This is a genomic window from Burkholderia sp. AU33545, from assembly GCF_020419685.1.
Lineage (GTDB): Bacteria > Pseudomonadota > Gammaproteobacteria > Burkholderiales > Burkholderiaceae > Burkholderia > Burkholderia diffusa.
The window spans coordinates 628335-646153 of the sequence record NZ_JAIZRQ010000003.1 but is presented as its reverse complement, the minus strand read 5'-3'; the positions used below and the strand labels follow the sequence as shown (position 1 = coordinate 646153).

The following is a 17819-nucleotide window of genomic DNA, read 5'->3' as shown; positions in this document are numbered from 1 at the left end:
GACCGTGCGGACGACATCACACACGCCGGAGCAGCACGTGAAAAACGAAATCAGAACCATCCTCAAGCACGTTGCCCACCTCGAAGCCGCGATCGATTCGATCGGTGACGGGGACGACCTCTACGAAGCGGGCCTCTCCTCGCTCGACACGATCCAGTTGATGCTCGCGATCGAGAAGCAGTTCAACATCGAGATTCCCGACGAGATGCTGAACCGCAATCTGTTCCGCAGCATCGACGCGCTCGCGGACACGATCGCTACGCTGCAACGCTCCGAGCATTCCGCATGAGCGCGCTGCTTCCCGAACTCGCGGCCGACGACGATGCACGCCGGCTCGACGAGGCCGCGCGCGCGGTCGCGCAAATCGCCGCCCAGCACGCGGATGCGGTCGATCGCGACGCGCGCTGCCCCGTCGAAGCGATCGAGGCCATGCGCGCGCGCCGCCTGCTGAGCGCAATGGTCCCGGCCCACCTCGGCGGCGCCGGCGCATCGCTGGCCGACATCGTATCGGCATGCTCGATCCTCGGCCAGGCCTGCGCATCGTCGGCGATGGTGTTCGCGATGCACCAGATCCAGGTCGCCTGCATCGTCAATCACGCTGCCGACCAGGGCTGGCACAAGCTGTTCCTGCAGCAGCTCGTGCGCCATCAGTGGCTGCTCGCGTCGGCGACGTCGGAAGACGGCGTCGGCGGCAACCTGCGCGCGAGCCAGTGCGCGCTCGCGACCAACGGCGGCGAATTCCGGCTGCACAAGTCCGCTCCGACGATCTCGTACGGCGACTATGCGGACGGTATCCTCGCGACCGCGCGGCGCGACGCCGACGCGCCGGCTTCCGACCAGGTGCTCGTTACCCTGCTGCGCGACGGCTATACGCTCACGCGCCGCGGCGAATGGGACACGCTCGGCATGCGCGGAACGTGCAGCAACGGCTTCGTGCTCGACGCACACGGCGCGACCGAGCAATGCCTGCCCGTGCCGTTCGCGCAGATCGCCGAACAGACGATGGTGCCGGTTTCGCACATCCTGTGGGCGGCGGTGTGGATCGGCGTGGCCGGCGATGCGTTCCATCGCGCGCATCAGTTCTTCCGCGCGCAGGCGCGCCAGACTGACGGCGCGCCGTCGCCCGCGTCGCGGCGCATCGCCGAATCGCTTGCGCTGATGCAGGCGATGCAGGCCCGCGTCGACAACGTACTGCGCCTCTATGCCAGCGCGTCGCCCCGCTCGTGGTCGGCCGGCATGGCCTGGGCTGCCGAGATCAACACGCTGAAGACCTATGTGTCGTCGACCGCGCTCGAAGTCGCACAGCAGGCAATGATGATCTGCGGGATGGCCGGCTACAAGCACGGCACGCCGTTCAGCATCGGCCGCCATCTGCGCGACCTGCACGCGGCGCCGCTGATGATCAGCAACGACCGCATTGCCGCCAATACCGCGAGCTTGCTGCTCGCATTGCGTCCCGCGACGCTGGAGATCCATTCGTGAACGACCGCCTGTCCGTGCCCTCCGCCGCCACCCCGTCCGACGCGCCGCTCGACCGCGCGGGCGTCAATCCGCTGCGCGACGAGCTGATCGATGCGGGCCTGCTCGTGTCGACCGGCATCCAGGGCCTGTTCGGCCGCAGCGAACGGTTCGAGCGCGTCGTCGAGGCGCTCGACGCCTTCGTCACGCGCCTCGGCGCCGACCAGCAGGCCGAAGTGCTGCGCTTTCCGCCGGCGATGAGCCGCACCGAATTCGAGCGCAGCGAATACATGAAGAGCTTCCCGCAACTCGCGGGCAGCGTGCACGCGTTCTGCGGCGACGAACAGCGTCACCAGCGCGTGCTGCAGTGCCTCGACCGCGGCGAGGACTGGACCGAAAGCCAGAAGCCGACTTACGTCGTGATGACGCCGGCCGCCTGCTACCCGGTCTATCCGGTCGTCGCGCGCGCGGGTGCACTGCCTGACCACGGCCGCATCGTCGACGTGTTTTCGTATTGCTTCCGCCACGAGCCGTCGCTCGACCCGACCCGCATGCAGTTGTTCCGGATGCGTGAATACGTGCAGATCGGCACGCCCGAGCAGATCGTCGCGTTCCGCGCGACGTGGATGGAGCGCGGCACGCGGATGATCGAGGCGCTGCGCCTGCCGAACGCGATCGATCTCGCGAACGATCCGTTCTTCGGGCGCGGCGGCAAGATCGTCGCGAACAGCCAGCGCGAGCAGAACCTGAAGTTCGAGCTTCTGATCCCGATCGAGCACGACGATCGCCAGACCGCGTGCCTGAGCTTCAACTACCACATGGATCACTTCGGGTTGCTGTGGGACATCCGCACTGCAACGGGCGACGTCGCGCACACGGGCTGTGTCGGCTTCGGCCTCGAGCGGCTGACGCTCGCGCTGTTCCGTCATCATGGTTTCGACATCGACGCATGGCCTGCCGACGTTCGCGACGTGCTGTGGGGTACGCGATGAAATTCGTGTCCCGCGACGGCGAGGATGCGTCGTTCGAGGACGTGCGCCACCGCGCACGCCACTACCGGCCGCACCCGCTGCACAGTCAGGAGATGGTCTGGAAGCAGACCAACTGCTACGTCGACATGTGGCTCGAGGTGCTCCGGTGGTGGGGCCTCAATCCGTACGCGGCACTGCCGTTTACGATCGCACTCGATTTCGAGGGCGACCAGTTCACGTTCTTCAAGTTTCCGCACGACGAACTGGAGCGACTTTACGGAATCGTCGTACAGGAACACTCCATCTACGAGCCGCTCGACCAGCACATCGAGACGCAGGTCGCGCGCGGTCACCTGATGATCGTCGAAGTCGACGCATGGTTCCTGCCGGACACGCGCGGCAGCAGCTACCGCACGCAGCATACGAAGACGACGATCGGTATCGACGCGATCGATCGCACGCGCCGCCAGATCGGCTACTTCCACAACAGCGGCTATTACGTGGCCGAGGATATCGACTACGACGGCCTCGTCGGCGGCGGTTCGCCGATGCCGCTGCCGCCGTACGTCGAGTGCGCGAAGCGGCGTTTCGCGCCGCTTGACGAGCGCGCACTGTGCGAAGCCTCGCTCGCGTCGCTGCAGCGCCATCTGCGCCGCCTGCCGGTCGTCAATCCGGTCACGATGTTCCGGCGCCAGTTGCAGATCGATGCGAAATCACTCGCCGTCTCCCCGCTCGAACGGTTCCACGCGTACTCGTTCAATTCGGTGCGGCAACTCGGCGCGAACTTCGAACTGTTCGGCCACTACGCGCGCTGGCTGCAGGCAAGTGGCTGCGTCGGACCGTTCGCCGAGATTCGCATCGCCTGCGACCGCATCGCGTCCGAGGCGATGGTGCTTGAGTTCCGGCTGGCGCGGGCCTGCGCGCGCGGCAAGGAAGAGCGCGGCGACGCGACGCTCGAAGCGATCGAAGCGGCTTACGCCGACCTGATCGACTGCGCGCGGCAGATCACCCCGCCGCTTCAGCACGCGGCACCCGTTCGCGGCGACGCGGCCCCCGTGCCGCTGATGCGGTGATGCGCGCTCCAGCCGCGCTCGCGTGGTCGATGCTCGCCACGGCCGCGGGCGCCGCGCGCGGGCCACTCGATCTTCCCGCCGACGGCTGGGTCGCCGCCCCCGTCCCCGGCACGGTCGCGCAAGCGCTCGCGCTGGCCGGACGGCCCGACGACACGGCGTCGCTCGCCGAGCGCGACCACTGGTATCGCGTCGAACTGCATGGGCACGGGCCGCGCGTGTTGCGCTTTCACGGCCTCGCGACACTCGCCGAAGCATGGCTCGACGACACGCCGATCCTGCGCTCGGACAGCATGTTCGTCGCGCACGACGTGCCCGTGTCGCTCGACGGCACGCATCGGCTGACCGTCTGCTTCCGCGCCCTCGCGCCGCACCTGCGCGACGTGCGCGCACCGCGGCGTGCACGCTGGCGCACGCGCCTGGCCGAACCGGCGACGCTGCGCACCGTTCGCACGTCGCTGCTCGGGCACATGCCCGGCTGGTTTCCGCGCTGCGTGCCGACCGGACCGTGGCGGCCCGTCGACGTCCTCGATCCGGCCGACGGCCCCGTTCTCGTTCATTGCGACCTGCATGCGCGCATCGACGGCGACACCGGCTGGCTCGACGCGGAACTCGCGTTCGCCCGACCGCTGCCCGAGGCGTTCACGGCCCGGCTGTCGTGCGGCGAGCACCACGCGACACTCGAGCGCAGCGGCGTCAGCCGCCTGCACGCGAGCGTCGCGGTGCCGAACGTGCGCCGCTGGTGGCCGCACACGCACGGCGAACCGGTGCTCTATGACGTCGCATTACACATCGGCGCCGACCGACGATCGCTCGGCGCGACAGGCTTTCGCACGATCGAGCAGGACGCGGGCGACGACGGCAAAGGGTTCGGCGTGCGCGTGAACGGCGTACGCGTGTTCGCGCGCGGTGCTTGCTGGAGCAGCGCCGCGCCGCTCGCACTGCACGCGGACGACGCAACCTATGGCCGGCTGCTCGGACACGCGCGCGACGCAGGCTTCAACATGATTCGCGTCGGCGGAACGATGGCGTACGAGGCCGACGCATTCCACGCGTGGTGCGACCGGCTCGGACTGCTGGTCTGGCATGACTTCATGTTCGCGAACTTCGACTACGCGCTCGACGATCACGCGTTCGCGGACGCCGTCGATCGCGAAGTCGAACAGTTCCTCACGCGCCACCGTGCGTCGCCATCGCTCGCGGTGCTGTGCGGCGGCAGCGAGATCGCGCAGCAGGCCGCGATGTCGGGGCTCGGGCCGAAACAGCGCTTCCTCGCACTGACCGCCGAGCGCCTCGCCGGCCATGTGGCCAAGCGACGGCCCGACGCGCTTTACGTCCCCGACTCGCCCGACGGCGGCGTGCTGCCGTTCATGCCGCGCGAACGCGTATCGCACTACTATGGCGTCGGCGCGTACCTTCGCCCGCTCGACGACGCGCGTCGCGCCGACGTGCGCTTCGCAAGCGAATGCCTCGCGTTCGCGAACGTGCCGTGCGATGCGATGCTCGCAAGCCTCGGCTGGCCGGGCGTACACGAGCCGCGCTGGAAAGCGGCCGTGCCGCGCGATCCCGGCACGTCGTGGGATTTCGACGATATTCGCGATCACTATCTGCAGACGTTGTACGACGTGGCACCCGACCGCCTGCGGCGCGAGGACCCGTCGCGTTACTTCGAGCTGTCGCGCGCGGTAATCGCGGACCTGATGCGGGACACGTTCTCGGAATGGCGGCGCACCGGCTCACGCTGCGCGGGTGCGCTCGTCTGGCAGTTCCAGGACGTGATGGCGGGCGCCGGATGGGGCTTGCTCGATGCGACGCATCGGCCGAAATCGGCATGGTATGCGCTGCGCCAGGTACTTCAACCGGTGCAGGTCCTGCTCGTCGACGAAGGGCTGAACGGGCTCGACGTGCACGTGATCAACGAGCGGCCGGCGCCGCTGTCGGCAGCCGTCGAGCTGGTCGCGCTGCGCGACGGCCGCACGCCGGTCGCGCGGGCCGGCGGGCCGCTCCGGATCGCCGCGCACGGCACGGTGCGGCTCGATTCGGCCGAATTGCTCGGCCGCTTCTTCGACTGGACCTACGCGTATCGCTTCGGCCCGTGCGAGCACGATACCGTCGTCGCGACGCTGCGCGCCGAGGACGGCACGCTGCTGTCGCAGGCCTTCTACTTCCCGTCCCGCACGCACCCGGCCGTGTTCGCCCGCCGCGAACCCGGCATCGAGGCATGCGTGTCGCGCACCGGCGACACGTGGCACGTCGACATCGACACGCGCCACGTCGCGCGTCACGTGCAGATCGACGCACCGGGCTTCGTGCCGCGCGACGACTGGTTCGATCTCGCGCCCGGCACGCCGGCACGCGTCGCGCTCGTGCCGCAGGATAACGCCGGCGACCATCCGGCCGCCGGCGCGCCACCGACCGTCGAGATCCGCGCGGTCAACGCCGCACGCATCGTGCGCGCCGCGTTGGCCGGCTGACGCGACCGGACCACACACACGGTCGCACGGCCGCGCCGCACACGTCAGTCCGACGATCCCGTGCCGCGCGGCCGCTCGATTCCGTACGCTTCCATCCAGCGATAGAGTGTTGCACGCGACACACCGAGCTCGCGCGCGGAAGCGGCGACGCGTCCGCGCGTGCGCAGCAGCGCGGATTCGATCGCTTCACGTTCGATCGACTTGCGGATATCGGCAACGGACGGCGACGCGGCGTCGAGACAGTATTCGAGCTCGAGGTCCTGCGCGGTGATCAGGCGCCCTTCCGTCATCACGACCGCGCGCCGCACGCGGTTGATCAGTTCGCGGACATTGCCCGGCCAGTCGTGCTTGTAGAGCGCCGTGATCGCATCCGTCGAGAAGCCGCGCACACGATGGCGCGCGTCGCCACGAAAGCGTTCCAGCATGTGATGGGCGAGCAGCTCGATGTCCTTGCCGCGCGCACGCAGCGGCGGCTGATCGATGCGCATCACGCACAGACGGTGGAACAAGTCCGCGCGGAAACGCCCTTCTTCCATCGCTTCGCGCAGGTCGACGTGGGTCGCGGAGACGATCCGCACGTCGACCGGCACCGGATCGCTGCCGCCGAGGCGATGAATCGCGCCCTCCTGCAGGAAGCGCAGCAGGCTCGCCTGGCTCTCGTGCGGCAGGTCGCCGATTTCGTCGAGCAGCAACGTGCCGCCGTTCGCGGCCTCGACGTAGCCGATCCTGCGTGCGTTCGCGCCGGTAAACGCCCCGCGCTCGTAGCCGAACAGTTCCGATTGCAGCAGGTGGGGCGGGATCGCACCGCAGTTGACCGCGACGAACGGGCCGTTGCGCCGTTCCGAATGACGATGGATCGCGACGGCCGTCAGCTCCTTGCCGGTTCCCGTTTCGCCGAACACGAACACCGGTGCGTCGGTGCGCGCGAAGCGCCGCACCGTATCGAACAGCCGCAGCATCGCGCTACAGGTGCCGACGATGCCGTGCTCCCGCGATTCGAGGGCTTCGCGATCGCGCGCGAACAGGCATTCCATTCCGTACGCATGGCCGACCGTATCGGCGATTCTCTGGTGCGACGCGGGTAACGTGATGTAGTCGAAGCAATAGTCGCGCAACAGTGCGCGCACGTTCGGCGAGGCCGTCTGGCCGGTTTCGACGAGCGCGACCCATACGACATCGCGCATCGACGCGCAAGTCGACGCGATGCTGCCGATCGCGTCGGCGTGGCCGCCGCTCAGGTCGAGGATGCCGCAGGTGATTTCGCCGGAGGTGTCGCGCAATTCGTTTGCGTGTGCAACGACCGTCACTTTCCAGTCGCGCCGAGCAAGCTCCTTGCGCAGCATGACGGACGGCGACTGGGTCCAGTAAATCAGAGGACGCTGCACGGTAGTCCTCCCCCCGCCTGCGCTGTTATCGCGCGCTATTGGCATATTCATAACGAACCATCACTTTCTCCACTCCGCGAATCGTTCGCGTGCGCTGCGGTCGGCGGCGCATGGCCGCCTGTCCCTACTGCGTTTCCGCAGCTTTGGCGAAGATCGAAACTGCACAAGGCGAGAGCCCCCGGAGGTCGAGCCGGATGTTATCCGGCCTCGTTGTCATCGAACTCGAAGGGAACGCGCGGCCACGGGAGCCGAGGCGTTCCGGCTTTCATGCGACGCGCCGTCAGGCGGAGCACGTCGGCAAACGGAAATTTCGTCCGCATTTGCGTCGCGTCGTACACGACAGTCGCGCCCGATGCTGAACCGGATGGCCGCCAACCCGCTTCCGGAATGGTGACCTCATTTCATCTGCTCCTGAATTTACACCCCGTATCGAGATGGCCTTGTTACCAAAAGATAAATAACAATTCAGGCCATTACGCTGCCGCTCCGCCGTCGCGGCGCGCATTTAGCGACTCAGATTTGATTATCTACGACCATTCCTGTCAATCAGTGGCAAATCCCACTTTTCTGCAAGATCGGTGCCTCCCATTGCCCGCGATTCTCGCCTGAATCGCACCAAAAGTCCGGACAACATGTTTCGTGCGTCGGTAATCACGCGTCCAGCGCGACGCCGGCGTGACACATCGAACGCGGGTGAACCGGGCGCGCCCGTTACAACATCGTAACGAAGCGGCCGGCCGGATCGTCCGTCTCCTGTCGCGATGCAGCATGAGGTCCATGCCTGTCGCGCCATCTCCCGTCGCTGCCGGCATGCCGATGCGACAGGCTCGGCGCTGGCGCAAGCCCGCGCGCAGCGCCAAAAGAGTTGGGCAACGCGGAATGGCAAGTATGCGCGTGTTGGCCGGCGCGGCGAAATGATCGCGGCCAGATGAAGGATGCGCGCACCGCGAGGAAATCGGCGACGCGATAGACGGTGGCGTGCGAGCGACAGCCGATCGCGATGCGCGACCTGCCCGCCATGAACGATCTCAATCTTCAAGCAAGGCCCCCGGTCCTTCAATCTCGTTCGATGCGGACGACCTCGCTGCGCGTTTCGCAGCGGGCCGTCGCGATGCGTCAATTATGGGAAAGCCGCCATACGGCCACCGTGTGCTACCGCACATTGCCCCGATCGCGGCACGCCTTGCGCAGCCGGCATCGGCCCGGCGAAACAGGAGTAACGGGAGCGTGAGTACGCTTTCGAACAGACCGCCGCGCGCCGCATCCGCATCATGGATATCGTCGGGCCGCACGCAACGAACGCGTTGATGCGGCCCGGCGTGCTGAAGGCTTCACACGAGGACGGCATCATGGAATGGCATTGTTGTGAATTCGAACATCTGAGCGCCATCGATCTCTACGCAATCCTGCGCTCGCGAAACGCGGTGCTGGTGGTCGAGGACGCGTACACGCATCTCGACATCGACGGCAAGGATGCGCATGCGCTGCACGTGTTCGCGTGCATGCACAGGGGCGACACGACGGAAGTCGTCGCCTACGCGCGCGTGCTCCCCGGCGACGACGCGGATCCGGACGTCGTGATCGACAAGGTACTGACGAGCGAGGCATGTCGCGACGACAGCACCCTCGAGCAACTGATGCAGCGCGCGCTCACGGCCGCGCAAGCCGCATGGCCCGACGTGTCCGTGCGCACGCACGTGCCCGCACAGCGCCAGGCTTTCTACAAGCGTTTCGGATTCCGCAAGGCTTACGGCCCCTATCTGGAACAGGGTGTGCCGTTCGTCGGTCTCGTCCGGCCGGCAGGCCGCGCCGCCGGCGCGCTGCGCCAGCTCCTGTCGCGGAGCCTCTCCGCGCCGCGATCGCGAGACGAGGACGCGCGCGTCGACGGCTGCGCACACAACCGGCTGTCCGCCGATACCGGAGTCAATCGATGAGCGCCACCCTTCGCCCGGTTCCCGAACCGGAGCTGCCCTGCATCCTGCCCGTCATTCTCGCCGGCGGTTCGGGCACGCGCCTCTGGCCGTTGTCGCGAGAGCAGTATCCGAAGCAGTTGATCGAGCTGACCTCGAACGAATCGCCGCTGTCGTCGACCGCGCGCCGCCTGAACGGCATCGCGAACGCGGTACTCGGCGACACACTGCTGCTGGTATGCGGTGAACAGCATCGCATCATGAGCGCCGCTCAGGTGCTCGGGCGCGCGGCGCCTCCCCGTATCCTGCTCGAACCGGCCGCGCGCAATACGGCACCTGCGCTGACGCTCGCGGCGCTCGACGCCAGCGCGCTTGCGGACGACCCCATCCTCGTGGTCATGCCGGCCGATCATGTGATCGGTGACGTCGCCGCATTCCAGGAAACGATCGGACGCGCGGCGCGCTACGCACAGGAAGGCGCGATCGTCACCCTCGGCGTGCTGCCGCGCCGCGCGGAAACCGGCTACGGGTACATCCAGGTCGGCGAACCGCGCGCCGGGCGCCTCGGCGGACAAGGCGGCCATGCAATCGGGCGGTTCGTCGAGAAACCGAACGCCGCCCTCGCCGAACGCTACCTGCATTCGGGCGATTATTGGTGGAACAGCGGAATTTTCATCACGCGCGCATCGATCTGGCTGAAGGCGATCGGCGCGCTCGCACCCGACATCCATGCGGCCTGCGACGCGGCATGGCGCGCGGGCACCGCCGAGGACCCGTTCTTCCGAATCGACGCGGCGGCTTTCGACGCCTGTCCGTCCGATTCGATCGACTATGCGGTCATGGAACGCCTGGCGCAGAGCCCCGAACTCGGCATCGAAGGCATCGTGGTCCCGCTTTCCGCGGGCTGGTCGGACGTCGGCACCTGGGATGCGATCTGGGAAATCATGCCGAAGGACGATCAGGGCAACGTCGCGCGCGGCCCGATCGTGTTCGAGGATACGCAGGACAGTTTCGTGCGCTCGGAAGGCCGGCTGATCGCGTGCGTCGGGATGAAGGACGTCGTCGTGATCGAGACGCCCGATGCGGTGCTGGTCGCGAACAAGCACGACGTGCAGCGCGTGAAGAACATCGTCGCGCGCCTGAAGACCGAGCAGCGCCCGCAGGCAAGCGAACACCGCAAGGTGCAGCGGCCGTGGGGACACTACGATTCGATCGATCTCGGCGAGCGGTTCCAGGTGAAGCGGATCGTCGTCGAGCCCGGCAAGCGGCTGTCGCTGCAGATGCACTATCACCGTGCCGAGCACTGGATCGTCGTGCGCGGTACCGCGAAGGTCACGCGCGGCGACGAAACCTTTCTGCTCAGCGAGAACGAATCGACCTACATCGCCGTCGGCGAGGTCCACCGTCTCGAGAATCCCGGCCGGATTCCGCTCGAGATCATCGAGGTGCAGTCGGGTGACTATCTCGGCGAAGACGATATCGTGCGGTTCGACGATCTGTATGGGCGGCCGGTTGTCGAGACCGCCCCGCAGCGCGCGTCGCTCGCCTCGCGCGAACCGGACGAGGAAGTCGCGGAACGCGGCGTCATCCGGTAGGCGCGTGCCGATCGCGGCGGCGCACTCGACGATGACGAGCGCCGCCGCGCGATCAAGCGACGGCGGTCCGTTCACCGCGTGCCGCCGCAAACCGGCGTCCCACGCGACGCACCATCAGTCGATTCCGCCTTGCGACCAGCGTGCCTGCCTGACGGACTCGCGCACGCGCGGCAACAACGACGTATCCGCGCCGACCGCGTCACTCGCGGCCGACAGTGACTGAAGCGCGGCCGCACACGGCGTGCCCTTCGCTCGCCCTCCCGATGCCGTCGTCGGCCGGCCGGCCGCGCAATCGTGCGCAGGGTCGATCCGGACCGGCATTCCGCCGATCTCCGACAGTTGGTTGTCCGCAATACGTACGCCGGACACGTTTCCCCACAGACGAATGCCGTCGAATCGCGCGTGCGATACGCGGTTGCCGATCACGGTCACGCGCGAAACCGAACCCGACCACGTGCTGACCTCGATCGCCGCCTGCTGTGTGATCGGGCGCGGATCGGGCCGCCCCGTCGCGGTCTGGATATCCGCGATCGAGTTGCGCTCGATGCGGATGTCGGACGAGCCGGCGGTGCGGTTGCTGTCTTCCTGCGCGACGAGAATCCCCGAGCTCACCTGCACGTTGCGCACGATGTTGTTCGAGATGGTGACGTTCGCACCGCCGACCACCGTGATGCCCCGGCCCCACGGATTGCCCTCCAGCGAGTTGCCGGTAATCAGCACGTTACGCGTCAGCACGCCTTCCGCCAGGTAACTCACCACGGCGATCATGTCGTCGCCGGTGCCGCGCACGACGTTGCCTTGCACGAGCACGTTGTGCGAGCCGTGCGTCATGTGAATGCCGTCCGCCAGCGTCGACAGCACCTCGTTGCCGACGATCGCGACGTCCGCGCCGCCGAACACGAAGATGCCGGCTCCGGCGCCGCCGTCGACCACGTTGTCGAGCACCTGCACGCCGCGCCCCGTTACCTCGACCTTCGTCGACGCGGGCGTCGTGAGCCGCGTCGTGCCGGTTCCCGCGAGCCGGAAGCCGACGAGTGTCGTACCGTCGCCGCGCATCTCGATCGTCTGGTCGTCGGGAGTTGTCGCGATCAGCGTCGCGCCGTAGCCCGACAACACCACATTCGGCTGCCGCACGACCAGCGAGCGGCCGATCACGTACCGCCCCGGCGCGAATATCAGTCGCTGGCCCGGCTGCAATGCGTCCAGCGCACGTTGCAGCGTGTCGGTCTGATCCCCCGCGTCCGCGGCGGGACGAACGTACGCATCCGGTACGTTCGCATGAAGCGCGCCCGGTGCGGGTGTACCGACTGCCGCCACGGCACTACCCGGCCACGCCGGGCCGCCTGCCATGCACATGCCGGCGATCGCCGCGCATGCGAGAAACGGGCTTTGCGATCTACGCATATCGAATCTGCTCCCTCGAATGACTTCGTGCGCGTCGGCTGGCGCACCCGAACACGGCATGCCGGCCTGGTTGCCTGCCCGTGATACCGCCAAAAGCGGGCGATAAGATACGTTCGATTAGACCATTCGAAACAGCCGGGTTTCGGTGCGTCAACAGACCAATGCACCCCGCTCTCGCGGCGCGATCTCGCGTGCCGTTGACCATCGCGCTTCTCTTGAAGCGAATCGCAGAACGGTAGGCTCGCGAACCGACTGCCGATCGACGACGCGTATCATGGCCATCACGCGACGCGACCGTGCTACGGCATCGCCCAAAGGCACCGGCCGCACCCGATCCGGCGTCGTGGTCCCGACGTGCAGTGCGCCCGGGAGAGCACCACGCGCGCCGCACCCGGATCGCCCGCCCTTCGCTCGTTCAGCACCCGTTCATGACCGACCTGACCATCGCAATCTGCAACTACAATCATGGCGCGTACCTGCGCGACGCGATCGATTCGGCGCTCGCACAGACCGCCCACGATGTACGCGTGCTGGTTGTCGACGACGGCTCCACCGACGATTCGTGCGACATCATTCGCTCGTACGGCGAGCGCGTGACGGCGGTGTTTCAGGAGAATCGCGGTCAGGTCGCCGCATACAACCGCGCGCTCGAGCACGTCACGACGCGCTACGTCATTCTGCTCGACGCGGACGACCTGCTCTATGACGACGCAGCGACCCGCGTGCTGGCAGCGTTCGCGTCCGGCGATTTCGTGAAGGTGCATTTCCGGCTCGACGTGATCGCACGGGACGGTGCGATGACCGGGGCGAGCGTGCCGCAGTCAGCCGTCGACACCGATTGCGGCCGCCTGCTGCGCGCGGGCTGGCTGTACCCGTCGCCGCCCGCATCGGGCAACGCATATCGGGTCGATGCGCTCAAGCGCATCTTTCCGGTGCCCGTCACCCCGGACAACCTGCATGGCGCCGACTTCTACGCGATCTACGGCATCGCGTTGCTCGGCAACGTGCACATGATCGACGCAACGCTCGGCGGCTATCGCGTGCATCAGCAGCCGGATACGCGCCCGGCCGACGGCACGCCAGCCCTTGCCCTCACCAATTCGGAAGACGCCGCGACAGGCGCGCAGAAGGCTGAACGCCGGTGGTCGACGCTGCGCATGATCGCCGGCACGCGGCTGCACGAGGCGTTACCGATCGCGCCGCTCGACTTCGCGATCGAAAAGGCCCGCTTCGCCAGCACCCTATATCACGCGCCGCTCGTGCGGCGCTGGCGCTGGTTCCTGTGCGAATCCGGGCGCTACTGGCAAACCGTGCTCCGCAATCCGTTCTGGGGTCCTGCCAAGAAGGTAGCCGTCGCCGGGCTGTCACTCGCGTGCCTGCTGCCGTCAGCAACGCTCAGCAACCGCGCGATTCGCTACATCTCCAACCCTCTCGCACGCGTGCGCAAGTCACCCGGTCGTCGCGCCGACGCTCGATAGCAGCGCGGGACCCGCGCTTCCGGCGCCGAATCGCGCCTTCGGTAAGCCATCGCACCCAGTGGGTCGCGCATGCGCTGCACAATGATCCGGACCAGTGGATTCACGCGCACTGACCGGATTTCGCCGCGTTCTCGTCTCCAGTCGTCGTAGTCGAACGCCGGCATCCGATGTTCCGAGGAATCTCGCCGCCACGTAGAACGCGACACGGATGCTTCGTGCTGCATCGTGTTCGGTGCGCGCCGGCAACGTCTACCCGATGTTGCATCGGCTGAAATCACCGGGCCGCCTCGCCAGCTCACACATGCGACCGCGACAGCAGGATCCAATGGCCAAGACTGCCATGCATTTATCAATCAGGAATGCATAGTTTAACGAACCGGACACCGAGACCACACGATTTTCAGGCTGCTCATCGTCACGATGGGCGATGAACGTGCGATCGGATCGCTGGACCCGAAGATGACCAAAGAAAAGATCGTTCATATTGCCGAGGCATTTGGCGGCGGCGTGCTGTCGATGCTGACCCATCTCGCGAACCATGCCGCGGCAACCGGTGTCGACGTGACGGTGCTGCATTCGATCCGACCGGAAACCCCGACCGATTTTTCAACGCTGTTCCTGCCCGACGTGAAGCTCACGTACGTCGACATGGCGCGCGAGGTGAGCATCAAACAGGACCTGCGGAGCTTGCGTTCGCTGGTCCGTAACCTGCGCGACTGCAAGCCGACCGCGATTCATCTGCACTCGTCGAAGGCCGGCGTGCTGGGGCGAGTCGCCGCCCGGATCGCCGCCCCGGATGCGAGGGTCCTCTACTCGCCGCACGGACTCTCGTTCCTGCGCCGCGACGTATCGCGCATGAAGCAGTACGCCTACCTGAACTTCGAACGCATCGCGGCGCATATCGGCGGAACCATCGTCGCGTGCTCGGGCAGCGAACTCGCCGAGATCAGGGAAAAGGTCCGGGCGAAGTCGGCGGTCCTGGTGGAAAACGGCGTGAATGCGGCGGAGATTCCACCGCGTCGAACGCGCGACGATCACAAGGTCGTCATCGGGATGAGCGGTCGGGCGTCGTTCCAGAAGAATCATGAAGCATTCGTACGCCTCGCCGACGAGCTGCATGGCGCGGACGTCGAGTTTCTCTGGATCGGCGGCGACGCCGCCGAGATTCCGGATCCCGTCCAGCGCCGCACCGTCGTCTGCAGCGGCTGGGTAACTCGCGCTCGTGCGCTCGCGCTGACATCGGAACTGGACATCTACGTCCAGACTTCCCGCTGGGAAGGCATGCCGGTCGCGCTGATCGAAGCGCAGGTCGCCGGCATACCGGCCGTGGTGACGGACGTCGTGGGCAATCGCGACGTGGTGATTCACGGCGTGACCGGCTACGTCGCGTCGAACGCCGACGAGATGACCGCATATCTGAGCCTGCTCCGCGAGGACCGGCAGCTTCGCGAGGAAATGGGTGCGGCTGCCCGGCAGCGGGCGATTCAGCGATTTTCGATGAACGCGATCTTCCGTCAGTGGCACGGCCTTTACGGACTCGACACCGACGAGCCGCGTGTCGACACGCGCGACTTCAAGCCGGTTGTACCGGATCACGTCAAAGCCTGATTCCGATTTCGACATTCCCTTATCGACATGACCGCTTTCAAGAAATCGAAGCAACTCGTATACAACGGACGATTCACGACGCAGAAAACAACCGGCGTGCAACGCGTCGCGCGCGAACTGATCGCCGCACTGATCAAGTTTCAGCCGCAGGAGCCGGTGACCGTGCTGGTGCCGCCGCAGCCCGGCGTCGAGATAAGCGGCGCGAAGACGGTCAAGGTGGGGTTTTACAAGGGCGTGGTCTGGGAGCAACTGGTTCTCCCGTTGTTCGCGCGCCGCGGCTGCATCGTCAATCTCAGCAATTCGGCATCCATTTTCATCGGCAACCAGATCATCTACATGCACGACGCGGCGGTGTTCGACACGCCCGCGCATTTCTCCCGGCCGTTTCGCATGTGGTACCGGATCATGTTCTGGATTCTCGCGCGAACCTCCGTTTGCGTGCTGACCAACTCCAGTTTCTCGCGGGATCGCCTCGCGCATCACTGCGGCGTTTCCGCCGACAAGATCAGCGTCGTGCCACTTGGTGCGGACCATCTCGATGCCCTGGAACCGGACACGAGCGTGCTCGACAAGCACGCGCTGACGCCGGACCGGTTCGTGCTCGCGGTCAGCAGCATGAACCCTACCAAGAACTTCGGCCGGCTGATCGCGGCGTTCCGGCAGATCAACGATCCGTCCGTCGATCTCGTGATCGTCGGTATGCAAAACACCACCGTGTTCGGCAAGCAGGATCATCTCTCGGCGGCCGAACCGAACATCAAGTACGTGGGCTACATCAGCGACGAGCAACTGAAGGCGCTATACCAGAACGCGGCTTGCTTCCTTTACCCGTCGATCTATGAAGGCTTCGGGATACCGCCGCTCGAGGCGATGCGATATGGCTGTCCGGCGGTCGTCGGCAAATCGGCCGCACTGCCGGAAGTCTGTGCCGATGCGGCGCTGTACTGCGATCCGTATTCGCAGGACGATATCGCGCAGAAGTTGCGGAGCCTGCTCGATTCCGCTGAACTCAGGGCCGAGCTCAAACGTAAAGGAAGCCTGCACGCCGAGAAATATCGCTGGAGCCGAAGTGCCGAGATGATGAAGGAGATCTTCGAGTCACTGTAGGGCGATCGCGGCGTGTGGTCATCGGGAAAGGAACGGATCGACACGCCCTGCCCTCATGCGCTGCCCGGCGCCCCGGCCGAGACTCATGGTTTCATGCAGTCGCGCCACCGGCGGCCGGCACACTTGGCAAATCGGCACAGTTACGCGACGTTGACCGTGCTGCCGGCCGCTGCCCGTCGATTACCGAACAGGCGCTTGCCGAGATACGACCTGATCGGCTCCTCGACGAATTTCGCGAGGACGGCGGCGGCGACGATCGAAACGCCCGCGGCAAGAATCGCCGTTCTGACGACGTGGATGTCGCCATGCGGGGCATAAGCGAACACCAGCCTTCCGATCGGATAATGCACGCAATAGAGCGGGTACGAGATCCAGCCGAGGAATGCACTGATACGTGCAATCACCTTGCCGCTCGGAGCCAGCATGGCGCCCCGATAAACCAGCGCAGGCGCGATAAACATCAGCACGGCAAGCGCGTAGATTCCCTTGATCGACGTCGGAAACACGACCATCAGCAGGAAAGCGACAAACAGCATGTAGTCGTTCCTGACGAGCCCGGCGACAAACCAGTGCGGCCTGACCGGGAGCCCGGCGTCGTGCATCTTCCCAATCGCAACGCCCAGCAGGAACCCGTAGCCGACCCTGAAGAATCCGCCGATGAAGTTATCGGCCGACCACCCCTGATTCAGGATGACGGTCAGCTTGTCGTTGTCGAGGCCCACGAGCCACCCATACACGACGAAAGCGCCGAGACATGCATACGCCAGTCGCAGGAGATTCCGCGCATTCATCCTGAACGCCGCGATCAGGACGACACTCGCGAACAGCTCGAAGAACAGCGACCATGCAGGCGGATTCAGAGGAAACACCCCTGGGTCATCGACTGCCGGCAAGCCGTGATTCGCCGCGCCGACGAAGCCCGACACGGAGAAACGACCGAGATACGGAACGAGAAAATAGTTCTGCCCGGAAGCTGCGGCCAGGTTACCGAACGAAAACGCCGCCGACGAGTGGATACGCATGACGACGAGGCTCACGAGTCCGATCGTGAGCCCGATGCATATCATCGGATACAGGCGTATCACTCGTCGCTTCAAATACTCGCCCCACCACGATTCCTGACGCAGTCTTTCGCCGTAAGCCTGCGTCAGGATGAATCCACTCAGCATGAAAAAAACGTCCACCGAAAGATACGCGCTCTGCAGTATCGGAATCGGCAGATCCTGAAGGAAATGCATGAACATCACGCTGATTGCCGCAATGCCGCGCAACCCGTCCAGAATTTCAAACTTCTGCTTGTGAATAGCCATGAAAAGTGGTGGCTCCGGGAAATATTGGTTTTGGGACCCGGCAATCTAC

The 17819-nt window shown here is 65.9% G+C and carries 13 protein-coding genes; 10 read left to right on the top strand and 3 right to left on the bottom strand.

The window, feature by feature from the left end:
* Positions 1–37: 37 nt before the first annotated feature.
* The 5 genes from LGM71_RS12890 to LGM71_RS12870 are packed head-to-tail and all read left to right on the top strand — an operon-like array spanning position 38 to position 5973.
* On the top strand, positions 38–289 hold the full coding sequence (locus tag LGM71_RS12890; RefSeq protein ID WP_047903457.1) for an acyl carrier protein: 252 nt from the start codon (positions 38–40) through the stop codon (positions 287–289).
* On the top strand, positions 286–1482 hold the full coding sequence (locus LGM71_RS12885) for an acyl-CoA dehydrogenase family protein (RefSeq protein WP_226115028.1): 1197 nt from the start codon (positions 286–288) through the stop codon (positions 1480–1482). Before LGM71_RS12890 ends, LGM71_RS12885 begins: the two co-directional genes overlap by 4 nt.
* Positions 1479–2450 (top strand): amino acid--[acyl-carrier-protein] ligase, encoded by a 972-nt coding sequence (locus tag LGM71_RS12880; RefSeq protein ID WP_059599267.1) that lies wholly within the window; start codon positions 1479–1481, stop codon positions 2448–2450. Before LGM71_RS12885 ends, LGM71_RS12880 begins: the two co-directional genes overlap by 4 nt.
* On the top strand, positions 2447–3502 hold the full coding sequence (locus LGM71_RS12875; RefSeq protein WP_059599266.1) for a DUF1839 family protein: 1056 nt from the start codon (positions 2447–2449) through the stop codon (positions 3500–3502). Before LGM71_RS12880 ends, LGM71_RS12875 begins: the two co-directional genes overlap by 4 nt.
* Positions 3502–5973, top strand: coding sequence for a glycoside hydrolase family 2 protein (locus tag LGM71_RS12870; protein WP_226115027.1), 2472 nt, complete (start codon positions 3502–3504; stop codon positions 5971–5973). Before LGM71_RS12875 ends, LGM71_RS12870 begins: the two co-directional genes overlap by 1 nt.
* Positions 5974–6017: 44 nt before the next feature.
* On the opposite strand, the gene LGM71_RS12865 is transcribed toward LGM71_RS12870, so the two are convergent.
* A complete protein-coding gene (locus LGM71_RS12865) occupies positions 6018–7409 on the bottom strand; it encodes a sigma-54 dependent transcriptional regulator (protein WP_059599264.1) in 1392 nt (463 codons plus the stop codon).
* Between the two features lie 1298 nt (positions 7410–8707).
* Here LGM71_RS12865 and LGM71_RS12860 point away from each other — a divergent pair.
* Complete coding sequence (locus LGM71_RS12860) at positions 8708–9292, top strand: drug:proton antiporter (RefSeq protein WP_124900895.1); 585 nt, start codon at positions 8708–8710, stop codon at positions 9290–9292.
* Positions 9289–10863, top strand: a complete 1575-nt coding sequence (locus tag LGM71_RS12855; protein WP_226115026.1) for a mannose-1-phosphate guanylyltransferase/mannose-6-phosphate isomerase — start codon at positions 9289–9291, stop codon at positions 10861–10863. Before LGM71_RS12860 ends, LGM71_RS12855 begins: the two co-directional genes overlap by 4 nt.
* A gap of 114 nt (positions 10864–10977) precedes the next feature.
* On the opposite strand, the gene LGM71_RS12850 is transcribed toward LGM71_RS12855, so the two are convergent.
* A complete protein-coding gene (locus tag LGM71_RS12850; RefSeq protein WP_226115025.1) occupies positions 10978–12267 on the bottom strand; it encodes a nitrous oxide reductase family maturation protein NosD in 1290 nt (429 codons plus the stop codon).
* A 428-nt stretch (positions 12268–12695) separates the two neighbouring features.
* Between LGM71_RS12850 and LGM71_RS12845 the strand changes: the two genes are divergently transcribed.
* From LGM71_RS12845 to LGM71_RS12835, 3 genes are all read left to right on the top strand, one after another.
* Complete coding sequence (locus LGM71_RS12845) at positions 12696–13745, top strand: glycosyltransferase family 2 protein (RefSeq protein WP_226115024.1); 1050 nt, start codon at positions 12696–12698, stop codon at positions 13743–13745.
* A 459-nt stretch (positions 13746–14204) separates the two neighbouring features.
* A complete protein-coding gene (locus LGM71_RS12840; protein WP_226115023.1) occupies positions 14205–15353 on the top strand; it encodes a glycosyltransferase in 1149 nt (382 codons plus the stop codon).
* A 27-nt stretch (positions 15354–15380) separates the two neighbouring features.
* A complete protein-coding gene (locus LGM71_RS12835; RefSeq protein WP_124900681.1) occupies positions 15381–16460 on the top strand; it encodes a glycosyltransferase family 4 protein in 1080 nt (359 codons plus the stop codon).
* 140 nt (positions 16461–16600) lie between these two features.
* Here the strand turns inward: LGM71_RS12835 and LGM71_RS12830 are convergent, their stop codons facing one another.
* Positions 16601–17770 carry an acyltransferase family protein gene (locus LGM71_RS12830; RefSeq protein WP_226115022.1) on the bottom strand — a complete coding sequence of 390 codons (1170 nt, stop codon included), beginning with the start codon at positions 17768–17770 and terminating at the stop codon, positions 16601–16603.
* Positions 17771–17819: the final 49 nt, after the last annotated feature.

Bases quoted from the DNA above. Each gene is read 5' to 3' on its own strand.
- LGM71_RS12885 (WP_226115028.1), top strand. From the start codon at position 286: ATGAGCGCGCTGCTTCCCGAACTCGCGGCCGACGACGATGCACGCCGG.
- LGM71_RS12875 (WP_059599266.1), top strand. From the start codon at position 2,447: ATGAAATTCGTGTCCCGCGACGGCGAGGATGCGTCGTTCGAGGACGTG.
- LGM71_RS12870 (WP_226115027.1), top strand. From the start codon at position 3,502: ATGCGCGCTCCAGCCGCGCTCGCGTGGTCGATGCTCGCCACGGCCGCG.
- LGM71_RS12865 (WP_059599264.1), bottom strand. From the start codon at position 7,409: ATGAATATGCCAATAGCGCGCGATAACAGCGCAGGCGGGGGGAGGACT.
- LGM71_RS12860 (WP_124900895.1), top strand. From the start codon at position 8,708: ATGGAATGGCATTGTTGTGAATTCGAACATCTGAGCGCCATCGATCTC.
- LGM71_RS12855 (WP_226115026.1), top strand. From the start codon at position 9,289: ATGAGCGCCACCCTTCGCCCGGTTCCCGAACCGGAGCTGCCCTGCATC.
- LGM71_RS12850 (WP_226115025.1), bottom strand. From the start codon at position 12,267: ATGCGTAGATCGCAAAGCCCGTTTCTCGCATGCGCGGCGATCGCCGGC.
- LGM71_RS12845 (WP_226115024.1), top strand. From the start codon at position 12,696: ATGACCGACCTGACCATCGCAATCTGCAACTACAATCATGGCGCGTAC.
- LGM71_RS12840 (WP_226115023.1), top strand. From the start codon at position 14,205: ATGACCAAAGAAAAGATCGTTCATATTGCCGAGGCATTTGGCGGCGGC.
- LGM71_RS12835 (WP_124900681.1), top strand. From the start codon at position 15,381: ATGACCGCTTTCAAGAAATCGAAGCAACTCGTATACAACGGACGATTC.
- LGM71_RS12830 (WP_226115022.1), bottom strand. From the start codon at position 17,770: ATGGCTATTCACAAGCAGAAGTTTGAAATTCTGGACGGGTTGCGCGGC.